This is a genomic window from Treponema sp. OMZ 855 (genome assembly GCF_024181145.1).
Classification (GTDB): domain Bacteria; phylum Spirochaetota; class Spirochaetia; order Treponematales; family Treponemataceae; genus Treponema.
Genome location: NZ_CP051194.1, coordinates 1,501,169 through 1,512,987, shown reverse-complemented (window position 1 = coordinate 1,512,987; position 11,819 = coordinate 1,501,169). Strand labels below are relative to the sequence as shown.

The following is an 11,819-nucleotide window of genomic DNA, read 5'->3' as shown; positions in this document are numbered from 1 at the left end:
TTATCCATGATTGATTAAACTGGTAATATGTCCACGTCCTAAAAGCGGCCGGTCGGATCGAGTACTGCGTACGTATCCCTTTTTCTTTTGCGGCTCAAGAAGCGGTTTTTGCGCATCCTCGCGTTTTACTTGTACTTCTTGGCGGATATTTTCAGTAGTAGTCATTATTCCTCCCTTAGAAATTCAAGCATCGTTTCCCGCATAACGCTCACCGGAATATAATTTCGCTCAGCGACATCCGTAATGATGGCATCAAATATTCCTTTTAAACCTGTTAAAAGCACCTCGTTTGTGCCGCTTGCAGATAAATACGCTTTATCAGAGCTTTCGTCTAGTTGCCAGCTAATATGTGCCCGCTCTTTCATATAGTTATTCCTCCTTCTTTAAACCTTGAGCGTTTGAAATTCCGCCCATGCAATAACGTATGGATTATTCCTCTTACGTTCCCATGTGTCTGAGATGATCATTCCTCGCTCTCCTTTAGAAGCAAAATAAAACAGGTACTCTTTATCTTCTTGAGGAGGGGTATCTCCGTCTTTCAAAAAGTGCCAACCGTATTCATTAAGGCAACTTTGATAACCGGCATCAAAGTCTGCAATCTCAGCCCACTGCTCCGGATTCTCGCTTGCGCAACATGGCTCAAGAGGTCTATCATCATTGTAACCTTTTTTCCATTCTTCAAAATTAAACGCCATCGCTATTCCTCCTCAATTTTTTGCTATCGGGTTAAACCCAATATGCTCCGCAAGTACCTCGATATTGCCATTTGTCATATTCTGTTTCAGGTGTCCGACAATTTGTATGCTTATGCAAATTGCACCGTTGACAGGATGGGAAAAGATTGTCCTTTACATCTTCTCCAGCTATCGCAGGTTTTTCATCTAAACCTCTCAATGATCAAGAGTGTCTATTTTCCATTCATACGGAATATGTTTTGCAAACATATCGCAGGAAGAACCGACAAAGATAAAATTCCCTGTTCCTAAGTCTGTTTTTAATTCTTTTTCGTCAAAGTGCAACGGCGGCTGTTTGCCCCAGCGTTTCATATAACAGTAGCTGCATCCGTGCGGACATTCACCCTTAATTGTGTTCCAAGTGTGAGTTATAAAGTTATACATATTTCCGATCGATTTATTTAACGGCATGTGATATCCCCTTCTAAACTCTGGTATAACTTATCACCCAGAAGCTGAATAATTTTTGTTACTACTTGTCTTTGTGATAAATCGTCATTATCAATACATTCTGCTATATCACTATCAGTAATATAGCTTTCTGCTTGTATCGCCTTAACATAGAATTGTGCAAATGCTCTATTATCATCTAATGATAATCGCTCTATTTTTTGTTTAACAGAAAAACGATTAAGCACAGCATCATCAATAATATCAATCCTATTAGTGGCTGCAATCAAAATAATATTATTTGGCAGCATATCAAATTCCTGCATTAAGGTTATGGTAACTCTTGAAAACTCTTTTTCTGCTCCATTAGCACAACAACGGCTTTCTGCTATACAATCTACTTCATCAAGCATAAAGACACACTCACGCTTTTTTACATAATTAAATATATTTGCAATATTTCTCCCAGTATTCCCTAAAAGAGAATCTATGATGCTTGAAAAATTAAGATAAAATAACGGTAGATTAAGCTTATGTGCTACATAGCGAGCGAATTCTGTCTTTCCTGTGCCGCTTTCTCCATAAAGAATTGTTGCATTGCGGTAATGAATACGCATAGAAGCCATCATCTCTGCAACCGTCTTCATTTTCATAATTGATTGTAAAACGGAATCAATCCATCTTTGTTGGGTGTAATACCGTTCAGGAATAAAGTTTTCAGGTGAATAACAGATTACCTTACCCTCAATATTTGTCGGAAGTCTTACGGACTGCTCTGTAAGTTTCTTTTTCATCTGTGCAACAAAATCGGTATTTGCCGTTTTCGTATCATCATCTAAACAGTTTGTTATGCATCTTTTCACTGAATATGATAAGTAGTCATTTTCAGTTACAAGTGTTTCTAACAGTGCTTTTGTATTTTTATTTAATGACATTATTTATCCTCCTCTTTTGTCTTATTTGAATAGCGGCTATCAATTTTTATTCCTGCTTTGTTGTAAAAATAGTTTTCAAGTTCTTTTTCAAGATAATTAGTCTTGATTTCCCTCTTCAATAAGCGTAAAGCAATCAAAGAAAAACAACTCAGTAATAACCCGCTTATATTTATTGGAAAGGTGTTAATTATTATTCCTACAAGAACTGCATAAATGATAATTATAAAAATAACTGTTTTTTTTTTCATTTTATTTTCTCCTCTATCCTTTTAATCCTTTCCCCGATCCAGCGCATGACAGGGACTGCCATACTGTTACCGATTGCCTTGTAGCGCAAACTGTCGGGGCATTGTTCAGCAGGTTTCCCGCGCCATTCAATCTGTGTATAATCGTCAGGGAAGCCTTGCAACCGTTCGCACTCAAGCGGGGTAAGGCGGCGTATACAGCATTGCGTATTGGTCTTTTCTGTATAACATACCGTATTTGTCCGCCCGTCCGTATCTAAGGTAACAGCCCTATTTTTACTAATAACAGGGTTTTGCCGTCCGTTTACGACAAAAGAATCTCCGCTAACTGCTTCTTGATTGTTTTGCCATAAATGCTTACCGTACTGCCCTAAAAGCGTTTCTGCTGTTTCTTTTTCATTTGTTAAAACTAAATCGAAACAATCAGACGATGCACTACTTCTTAATGTTGCGGCTTTCTTATCTTTGTGATATTTGAAGTTTCCTCCGCGACGGAAATAGTTAACGCCTTTTCCAATAGCGGCGGTAGTTTTCTTTTGTGTTTCGCTGCCCGTCGCAATATTCCCGCACATGCTTTCCGGCTTAAATAATACTTCTGCGGCAAGGTCTGCCCTGTTATCAGAATGTCCGATAACAAAGACTCGACGGCGGCGCTGGGGTACTCCGAAATACTGAGCGTCAAGCACCCTGTACGCCCACCCATACCCGCATTCTTCCAATCCGGCAAGGAACGATGCAAAATCATATCCGCTGTTCGATGACAATACGCCGGGGACGTTTTCCCATATAACCCAGCGGGGGCGATATGTTTCCACAATTCCCAAATAGGCATACATGAGAGCGCCTCGCTCGTCAGCGGTTCCGCCTCGTTTCCCGGCAATACTGAAAGACTGGCAAGGTGTTCCTCCGGCCAGAATGTCAAATTGTCCTGCGTTCCATTTCTCATATTGTGTTATGTCTCCATAATTTTTTACGTTCGGGTATTTTTGCTTCAACAATTCGCAAGGGAATTTTTCTATTTCTGCAAAACCGATAGGCGTAAATGCTAACGGTTCCCATGCAACGCTTACCGCTTCTATACCGGAGCAGACTGATAAGTAGGTCATTTACTTACCTTTTGTTTTTTTGAATTGTGTTCTCCACAGCTCTATTTTACGACGCAGTTTTTTTTCTTTTTTAAGATAAACTCTCCAATCAAGATTTATTCCGCAAATTGGGCAGCATTTAAATTCTCTAGCTCCACCTGCTAAATTAGCGCGCACTCCAGTAGCCCTGCAGACAGGACAAGATGCTTTAATCTCTGTATATTGTCGTTCATCATTGGGAATTTCTCCATATCCATAATAGTGAAGAATAGGCTTTACTTTGAGTTTTCTTTCACAAACATATTTAGCATTATTGTCAATAATCATTAAATCAGTCTTTATTTTCATTTACTCCTCCACCAATTCCCCGCAGGGGCTGCCGTCGTCGGCAAAAACATAATATCGAAGTATATCATTAAGGGAATACCAAGAATTCAGTATATTTATTTGCTCATTACTTTTTAAGAATACAATACTCAATATGTTATTCCTTTTATCTTTAACCCACCTGCCGTGTGCCTTTATCGCCGCCATTGCCTTTTCAACGCTCTGGAACGGCTCGTACATACGATCGGGGGGCGAAGAGATAAGGTAGGCGTAACGATATTTAACACAGTAACGATACTTATAATTATAATAAGCTACAAACCGCACCCCCCTAATACCATTGTGCAGTCCAATGAATGTGTCCGCGTAAATGGCATCACTAGTTTGTACTATCTTTTTCAAAGCTCTTGTTGTGTTCGCAAAAAAACACTTGCTTCCTATCTTTAATTCTTCTGCATTAAGTGCAGAAAATACACGGGATTTGTCAAATTCCATTGTTTATTCCTCCTCGCTTTTGTAAAAATCTTCGTTACAATTAGTAAATACCCCTTGTCCGTCAGCTCTTATTGGAAGACCTCCTTCACATTCACCCAGCCCTAGAACTTCCGTATATTCACGGTCTGCAAAAGAAGAATCAAAGATTTCATTAGCGGAACATTCAAATATTTTGTAGGCATCTTTAATGTTCCTTGCCCATACTTCAATTTCCTCTGTATAGATCAGTTTTTTGATATACGCCGAATACCGCTTAAACCCTTTTGCTTTCATTTCTTCAATGGTCATTTTGTTTTTCCTTCTTTTTCCCAATCTACCGGGATAAAGATTTTATTAAACTGCAATTTATCTTTAGCAAATACTGTTACGTGTCCTAAATCAAAAAGACCGTAAACTTTCCAATCGCAAGTTTTGTTATCTTTTTTGATACCTGAATTACACTCGTAAGGATTTGTTGTAATTCCTTTACAGCAAGGGCAAATAAACTTCTTAGAAGGAATAGATTTTAGAAAATCATCTACAGTTTCAAAAACAAAAACGTTATCACCCTCGATTTTTGGCATATTATAATCTTGATAATAGTTCATATACCAATAATCTCGTTCTTCTTCCCATTTATCCAAAAGTTCAGAGGAAGATAGATTTAGTTTTTCTGCATAATACAGCACTCTTTCTATTACCCAGTTTAATTTTTCTGTGAATCTTGTATCTTCTGGGTTTCGAGCAATATCTTGCTCAACCGCTTTTGATAAAGTCTGATACCCTTTACATTTTTTCAATTCAATTAAATCTTCTTTTTTCATTGTTTATTCCCTCCATTATCAATTTACTTTTCGCAACTTTGGGCGGTAGCTTTCCCAGTTACAAAGGACAACTTCACCGACTTCATCAATACGATCTTTGAGTGCATGTTTGCCACTCTGATCGATACGGCTGCAGAGGGTTTCAAGATCGATATTACCGCAAAGAACGAGTGGCAACATATCGTTATACCTTTTGCGCAATATGATATTGAGCCAATTGATGCGACCGGCTGTTGGGTTTACTTTGTCCACTTCATCAATAACTAACATTGGGGCGGATGCATATTTAGAAATTACTTTCTTCATCCCCTCTCCGGATCTTTTTTGTGCATCCTGCATATCGATAGCGATGTCATCGAACTCACGAAATATTCCACCGGTCATTTTTAAGACCGCATGAGCGAGGTGTGTTTTTCCGGTACCATTCTCTCCGAGTAATAACAACCACGTGTTTCTCGGTTCTTTTGCAAACTTCAAAACACGATTAAATGCAGCTGTCTTTTTTTCAGTTAACTCAAAATTTTTAAAACCGGCATTCCGATATTTTGCAGGAAGCCCATCAATCCTATTGAAGATTGTTTTAATCTTCTCACGTTCTCGATTTTCTTTCTCTTCCGCTTCTTCCTGTTCCTTACAACAAAGAGGACACATTCCTTCCTCTCCTGAATCGGTAACAAATGTCTGATAGGTGCCATGTTTTTCACAAACCCTTTCAGCAGGCTTATATTTTTCAGGAAGAAGACGCATAAGAAACGAATCACGAGGATGGATAGGAGACGAGGTAAGAGTACCTTCTGTTTTTGTTTGCATGATTCACACCTCCTTCTTTTTTAATCCTTTGCGCTGTTCAACCGTTTCTGAAATTCATACATACACCGCGGATATTCTTTTCGTGTTCGCTTTAAATACCGCATAATGTTGATCGCAAGTTCTGTTGCTTCCTGCTCTTTTTGTTCACTCAGTAGTGAGCAAACCATACACATCTCTTCAAGACATACCAATTTTGCCGTATGCATCCAAACTCGTAATTCTGATTCTTCTTGCGGATTAAATGAGGTACAACCTGAGGTAAAGATAAGTTCCTGATCACCGACCCCGATAAATACTTTCCCGTCTTTTAAGACGGGGGCTATTTCATACATGCGTTTCATCTCCTCTATGTTCAGGTTTATCCGGTAAGGCCGAAAGCGGAAGCCAATAGGATCCGGTCAAAAACGTATGTAACACTTCAAATTGACCAAGATCATGATGATAGGTTCCTTCGTAAATATATCCTCCGTTTTGTTCAGATGCCGAAGGTGCAATAAATAATACCGGAGTATTTTCTTCAGGTTTCTGGTCTGCGGTCGATATCCACTGCGGTGCTGTCACTTTTTTTACAACACCGTCTTTTTTATCGCTTCTTTTGTGCAGCTGTTTCATTGTGTCGGTATATCCTGCATGAATGCTCATTGCACCGGATGCCACAGCAGCCTGTATTTCAGGTGTTGCTTTGTTCTGTATGGTACGTACTTTCTCAACCTTTGATCGTGATATACCGATTTTCTGTGCGGTTATTTCTGCTGATTTTCCTTGTTGTCGAGGCTCATTATCATCAGTTGTTCGTCCGCGGCTCTTTAAACTATCCAGTGTTTGCAGAGTTTTATAAATCTCTGCATCAGACAAATTACGTCGGTCGGTTTGAAGTAAAATGGCATATTCCAATGCTTCTTCCATACTATTAAAGTGATGGTAAAAAACCGGAACCTCACGTAATCCTGCTTTAATAGCCGCAAGCCGCCGATGATGCCCATCAACTAAAAGCATTCTTTCTTTCCATACATGAAGAGGTTGACTTTTGTCATAACCTTTCTTTTGCATCGATCCACTGATTCGGCTAACCATCACCTCATTAACCGGAAATAAATCCTTAAAATGAGTATCAAGCTGTATATCATCAATCGATACAAGAACTGATAATTCTGCGGCTCCCGAATTGGCGATTGATGCCTTTGCTAAATTACTTAATGCGGTTAGTGTTGCCATTGATCTCCTCCTCCAATAATTCTCATTTGTGTTTTAAGAGCTGATGAAAGTGTTTTTCGGTAATGCTTTTTTATCACGACACCATTGACAATAACGTATATTTGATGTGTGTATGCGCGAGTCGGTGTATTCATTACGACCGATTCAATAAAATCGGTATGCTGTAGTATATGCTTCCGGTTCTGCTCGTATGACGGGTAATAGATTTTCATAATGGTTCTCCTTCCATAATAATACCCCCGAACAATATTAGACTCAGTACGCAAGAAAGAGCAAAAAAATACGGCAGTATGGAACGCCTCCCTTTTCCTAGAACCTTACATTCAGCCTCACTTGAGGTTATTTCTGTATCAGGAAATAAATCAGGATATTTGTTTGTATCAACTTTTGCTAATCCCAAAAACGACAGGTTTACTATCTTATTATGCTTAATAATATCTTCCGCTATCTGTTTCCTATCTTTATCGTTTAGTTCAGAAACAGTTTTACACTTCTCCTCGATAGAATATTTATTCATGAAGCAGAGGCCTGTAAAATTACCCCATACTATGATAAATACAGCTAGTCTGATGAGAATACTGCGCGGTATTTTTGTAAAACGAAATAAAACAACCATAACTAGTAGCGTAAAAAAGAAAAACATTGTTCAAACTCCTTTTATTAAACTTTTTATTTAGCCTCAGTTGAGGCTATTTTACGGAACGCATCCTCAAGCCGTTCGATGTCTTTTTCTGAAACAGCATTCCTTCTTTCCATACATGAAGAGGCTGACTTTTGTCATAGCCTTTCTTTTGTATCGATTCACTGATTCGGCTAACCATCTCCTCATTAACCGGAAATAAATCCTTAAAATGAGTATCAAGCTGTATTTGTTTTGTTCTATCTTGATTTATAGTAAGCATTTTACTTCACTCCTTTGAGGCTATTTTATTGGCAAAAAATAAAAAACATCAAATCTGAAACCAAATAAATCATATTTATTATGATGAGATATCTTAGATTCACGTGTCGGTAGTTTTTTATAAAAATAAAATTAACCGTAATCGTGATAATAGCGAAATAAAGTGCTATATAATGTCTCTGGTCTGAATTATTTTGCGGCCGCTTTGTTGTCTCAGTTGAGTTTATTTCCGTAGCAGAAAATAAATCAGGATATTTATTTGTATCAACTCTTGCTAATCCAAAGGCAAAGCGATCTATGAACTTGTTATAACTAACAATATCTTCTACTAATTTCTTTCTATCTTCATCCTTGAGCTCAGAAATAGTTTCACATGCTTCTTCAGCAGCGTATTTATACACAAAAGTAAAACAAATCCACAAACCCAATGCAACGACAAGTAACGATACAAGAAGAGAAAGTGTCACAGATGAACTTAGGTTCTTGCAAGATATAAAATACATGATAAACAAGCACAATAATACTCCAAATACAAATAGAATAAGATAAAAATACTGCATTATTTGCCACCTTTATGATTTTTTAATCGATTGATATGCTCAAGCAGAAAAAGGCAATGACTGGTACTGCGTTCCTGTTGTTTACTGCCGACCATAAAACTATAGCCGGTCGGAATAAGTTCAATGTCTTTAAGCACACTCCCGTCATAGTTAAAATAGGTTTGTTTGATAGGATAATATTCCTTGCCATATGAAAATTCTTTTACAAGAAAAACCATTGCAGTCGCCATATTACAATTTTCGCGAATAGTAATAGTATCCTCTTTATCATCGCCTACGGTTACATAAACAGGGTATGCTTCTTTATTTGCAACAATCTTTTCAAGAAGTTTTTTTGCTCGCTTTGAAATCGGTTTAAGAAAAATACCCGCTAACTGTTGTTCTCGTTTCCGTGCCTCCATACTGACAGCTATACGGTTAAGAGCCTTTTCAATTGTTTCTTTCATATTTCGACCTTTTAAAACTTTTCGGGACGAATCTCTTCTTCCAACAGTATTGAACATAGCTCGCACACCGCCTTGTGGAGCTTTTCCGTTTGCCCTTTGTTGCAAAGGGCTTCATTGGTATCCGCAAATTTCCGCATATTGCGGGTAAAAGGAAATCTTACCGGTAGAAGTTTTTTTCCTAAGATGTCATGCTGCGAAAATAACAGGTGATATTGGTTCTGGAGACTTTCAGGATTCCCGTCGTATCGGCTTTCATAGCCGTTGAAGAATAAGAACCATTTATCAAAGCTTTCCGTCTCTAAACGGAGCTTTTGACTTAAGAATATGGACGTATTGAAGTTAAATTGATCGTAATTTATCGGGGTGATAATATAATCTGCTGCGTTTATTGCATTAAGTACAATATTATCGTATGTCGGCGCCGTGTCGATAAACACGGCATCATACCGATTGTTAAGACTTGTCATTAGTCTTTTTAATATGCTCGTCGACATCGCTCTAAGATCGACGAGACGTAAGCTTGACGGAATAATATCGATATTTTCATTCTTTGTAGTAATGATGAAATCGGAAAGATTATCGCTTTGCAATGCGTAGGCGATATTTTTTTGCCCACTCTCATTACTATTTTGTAAAAAATAGAATGAGACCGAATTGTTTATGTCCATGTCTATGACAAGGACTTTTTTACCGGCAGCCGCGCAGCATTCCGCAGCGGTTATCGTTGTCGAAGATTTGCCGGTGCCTCCTTTGAGGCTTGCAAATGTGTACACCTTCATCTTTTGCTCCTGTGTGTGTAGGGTTGGGTTAGTCGATAGGATAAAAAAACGCCCTCAAAGGCCGTTTTCTCTTTGAGGGCGTCCCGGAATGATAGTCTTTAAGAGAGAGCTATTATCCCTATTAACCAACGACTAACCGTCATTGATAAAAATAAATACATGGAAAAACGGCAAAGCCATATACTTATTTTTCACTACAATGGAGCGAATCGAGCCTTTAGACCGCCGAAATAGGTTCTAAAGAGCGCTATCCGCGCTTTGTGTGTAAAAATAGCTTTGTCAATTTTTGCTACAATGAAGGTATGCTCTTTTTCGTGATTGTTATAAATACTGTTTTGATAATGACTTGCCTGTTTTTATCATGTTTCGTGCACGCACAAAACTCGCCTTCAACTGATGTACATGGACGTACAACAGTTGAAGATGGTTCAAATGGTCTCACAGTCTCAATTTTTCCGCGATTTTTATCTATTCTGCCTGATGCGTTTACCCCTTTGATGGAAAAATGTGCGAAATTTTATGCAAAATTTCGTACAGAAGAGAGACTTGAGGATAGACCTTCCGTTAGTCTTTTGGAATAGATGGTACAGATGCTAGGAGCGCATAAAAAACCCCCGCAGGCACGACAAAGAATGAACATTCGTGTACATTCTTTGTCTGCGAGTTCACAGTGCGAACTCGATTCCGTTTGAAACCACTGCCATCCTTGGCCGTTTTGATACGTCGAGGATTTTCAAAAGCGGCACGGATGCCGTTGGTTCTAAGCAACAGCGATGTTTTTTTGCTTTGCAAAAAAACTCGCGTGCAAATTTTGACACGGAAGTCAATTCAGAACGGACAAGGATGTCCGTGGTATTAGACAGACGCGATGTTTTGACGTAAGGCAAAACTCGCAGTCAAAAATGTACAAGGATGTACATTTTTGACGTTGCGTTAGGGATTGCAGCGATAGCCTTTTTGCTGCCGAAAGAAGTCACATGCAGTTTTCGACGCGAGGAGAAACACTGCTGAAATGATACAAACGCAGCAAAAAGCTATAAGCGTAAAGCCCGACGGGAACCGGAACGCCCAAAATAATTATCCATTACAAAGTATTAATTATAAATTACTTCCGGCGATATTCCCGCGGAGAACATCCGAATGTATTCTTAAAAGCGGAAGAAAACTTATTCGGATTTTCATATCCGGTCAGAGTAGCGATTTCCGTAATCGATTTTTCCGTAGTGTGTAATAGCTGCGCCGCTTTTTGCATTTTGTATTCTTTTTGAAAAGCATAAATCGGTTTTCCGTACACTGCTTTAAAACAGTCTTTCATTACCGTTAAACCGATGCCGTATTTTTGCGACAAATCTTTTAACCGCGGATTTTCGCTCCAGTGTTCCGTAATATCAGCTTTAATCGCTTTTATCTTTTTTATATATACTCCTGAAAAACAGGTATGTGCCGCAGACTGCTTTTGCGGTTTATAGTGCTGCAATAAAAACAACAGCTCTAAAACTTTCAGGCGCAGGTAGCCGTTTGTTGTATCAGAGGGAAAGCGGCAATCTTGGGATGCTTCATATAATTCATTGAATATACGGAGCAGCATCGGCGGTGTTTTAATAACTGCGCATTTATTGTCGGGGCAATAGTTTTGCAGCAGTGCCGCTAGGTCAATGGATATACCTTTGATAGTATTCTGAAAAACCATACCTGTCTTTTTGACATCGATAATGATTGTGCAGCCGGTGTAATATCCTAACGGGAAATAAGGCTTTTCCGTTTGAGCTTCCAAAACACCGACAGCAAAATCACCTTCACCGATATATGTAAAATAACCGTTTTTATATTCGCATTCAAATCGGCCTGACTTGCAATAGGCTATTTCGATAACATCGGATACTGCATGTTTGCGGTAATCACATGAGGTCGCTTCAAAAGTTGTAAGTGCATAATCAACTCCTGAGAATAAATGAAAGGTTTTCATACGCCCGTTCGGTGTATCGCAGTTGATAGCGTATTCCGTTATCAAATTGGTATTAGATACAATAGCGGCGCGTGTTCCGTGCCATTCGGTTGCGTGTACACAAGAGTTCATATTAAGGTTCCATTATG

21 protein-coding genes are annotated in these 11,819 nt (G+C 38.8%); all 21 read right to left on the bottom strand.

Features of this window, described 5'->3' with window-relative positions:
• Positions 1–165, bottom strand: coding sequence for a hypothetical protein (locus tag E4N65_RS06845; protein WP_253672404.1), 165 nt, complete (start codon positions 163–165; stop codon positions 1–3).
• Complete coding sequence (locus tag E4N65_RS06840) at positions 165–365, bottom strand: hypothetical protein (protein ID WP_253672402.1); 201 nt, start codon at positions 363–365, stop codon at positions 165–167. The genes E4N65_RS06845 and E4N65_RS06840 overlap by 1 nt, the downstream gene beginning before the upstream one ends.
• Positions 366–383: 18 nt before the next feature.
• Complete coding sequence (locus E4N65_RS06835; protein ID WP_253672401.1) at positions 384–695, bottom strand: hypothetical protein; 312 nt, start codon at positions 693–695, stop codon at positions 384–386.
• A gap of 195 nt (positions 696–890) precedes the next feature.
• Positions 891–1,145, bottom strand: a complete 255-nt coding sequence (locus tag E4N65_RS06830) for a hypothetical protein (protein ID WP_253672399.1) — start codon at positions 1,143–1,145, stop codon at positions 891–893.
• Positions 1,136–2,059, bottom strand: coding sequence for an ATP-binding protein (locus E4N65_RS06825; protein WP_253672397.1), 924 nt, complete (start codon positions 2,057–2,059; stop codon positions 1,136–1,138). The genes E4N65_RS06830 and E4N65_RS06825 overlap by 10 nt, the downstream gene beginning before the upstream one ends.
• Complete coding sequence (locus E4N65_RS06820; protein WP_253672395.1) at positions 2,059–2,307, bottom strand: hypothetical protein; 249 nt, start codon at positions 2,305–2,307, stop codon at positions 2,059–2,061. The genes E4N65_RS06825 and E4N65_RS06820 overlap by 1 nt, the downstream gene beginning before the upstream one ends.
• On the bottom strand, positions 2,304–3,410 hold the full coding sequence (dcm, locus tag E4N65_RS06815) for a DNA (cytosine-5-)-methyltransferase (protein ID WP_253672393.1): 1,107 nt from the start codon (positions 3,408–3,410) through the stop codon (positions 2,304–2,306). Before dcm ends, E4N65_RS06820 begins: the two co-directional genes overlap by 4 nt.
• Complete coding sequence (locus E4N65_RS06810; protein ID WP_044013417.1) at positions 3,411–3,737, bottom strand: hypothetical protein; 327 nt, start codon at positions 3,735–3,737, stop codon at positions 3,411–3,413.
• Positions 3,738–4,211, bottom strand: coding sequence for a hypothetical protein (locus tag E4N65_RS06805; RefSeq protein WP_253672391.1), 474 nt, complete (start codon positions 4,209–4,211; stop codon positions 3,738–3,740).
• 3 nt (positions 4,212–4,214) lie between these two features.
• On the bottom strand, positions 4,215–4,499 hold the full coding sequence (locus E4N65_RS06800) for a hypothetical protein (RefSeq protein ID WP_253672389.1): 285 nt from the start codon (positions 4,497–4,499) through the stop codon (positions 4,215–4,217).
• On the bottom strand, positions 4,496–5,014 hold the full coding sequence (locus tag E4N65_RS06795; protein ID WP_253672387.1) for a hypothetical protein: 519 nt from the start codon (positions 5,012–5,014) through the stop codon (positions 4,496–4,498). The genes E4N65_RS06800 and E4N65_RS06795 overlap by 4 nt, the downstream gene beginning before the upstream one ends.
• 18 nt (positions 5,015–5,032) lie before the next feature.
• Positions 5,033–5,824, bottom strand: coding sequence for an ATP-binding protein (locus tag E4N65_RS06790; protein WP_253672385.1), 792 nt, complete (start codon positions 5,822–5,824; stop codon positions 5,033–5,035).
• Positions 5,825–5,844: 20 nt separating this feature from the next.
• The gene (locus E4N65_RS06785; protein WP_253672383.1) at positions 5,845–6,156 is read right to left on the bottom strand and encodes a hypothetical protein; all 312 of its coding nucleotides are present in this window, start codon (positions 6,154–6,156) and stop codon (positions 5,845–5,847) included.
• Complete coding sequence (locus E4N65_RS06780) at positions 6,149–7,039, bottom strand: ParB/RepB/Spo0J family partition protein (RefSeq protein WP_253672381.1); 891 nt, start codon at positions 7,037–7,039, stop codon at positions 6,149–6,151. The genes E4N65_RS06785 and E4N65_RS06780 overlap by 8 nt, the downstream gene beginning before the upstream one ends.
• Positions 7,027–7,251 (bottom strand): hypothetical protein, encoded by a 225-nt coding sequence (locus E4N65_RS06775; protein ID WP_253672379.1) that lies wholly within the window; start codon positions 7,249–7,251, stop codon positions 7,027–7,029. Before E4N65_RS06775 ends, E4N65_RS06780 begins: the two co-directional genes overlap by 13 nt.
• Complete coding sequence (locus E4N65_RS06770) at positions 7,248–7,655, bottom strand: hypothetical protein (RefSeq protein ID WP_253672377.1); 408 nt, start codon at positions 7,653–7,655, stop codon at positions 7,248–7,250. The genes E4N65_RS06775 and E4N65_RS06770 overlap by 4 nt, the downstream gene beginning before the upstream one ends.
• Positions 7,656–7,728: 73 nt before the next feature.
• A complete protein-coding gene (locus tag E4N65_RS06765) occupies positions 7,729–7,941 on the bottom strand; it encodes a hypothetical protein (RefSeq protein ID WP_044013400.1) in 213 nt (70 codons plus the stop codon).
• 25 nt (positions 7,942–7,966) lie between these two features.
• Positions 7,967–8,407 (bottom strand): hypothetical protein, encoded by a 441-nt coding sequence (locus E4N65_RS06760; protein ID WP_253672375.1) that lies wholly within the window; start codon positions 8,405–8,407, stop codon positions 7,967–7,969.
• Positions 8,408–8,499: 92 nt separating this feature from the next.
• Positions 8,500–8,946, bottom strand: coding sequence for a hypothetical protein (locus tag E4N65_RS06755; RefSeq protein ID WP_253672374.1), 447 nt, complete (start codon positions 8,944–8,946; stop codon positions 8,500–8,502).
• Positions 8,947–8,957: 11 nt separating this feature from the next.
• Positions 8,958–9,725, bottom strand: a complete 768-nt coding sequence (locus E4N65_RS06750) for a ParA family protein (RefSeq protein ID WP_044013395.1) — start codon at positions 9,723–9,725, stop codon at positions 8,958–8,960.
• Between the two features lie 1,105 nt (positions 9,726–10,830).
• Positions 10,831–11,802 (bottom strand): helix-turn-helix domain-containing protein, encoded by a 972-nt coding sequence (locus tag E4N65_RS06745; protein ID WP_253672372.1) that lies wholly within the window; start codon positions 11,800–11,802, stop codon positions 10,831–10,833.
• Positions 11,803–11,819: the final 17 nt, after the last annotated feature.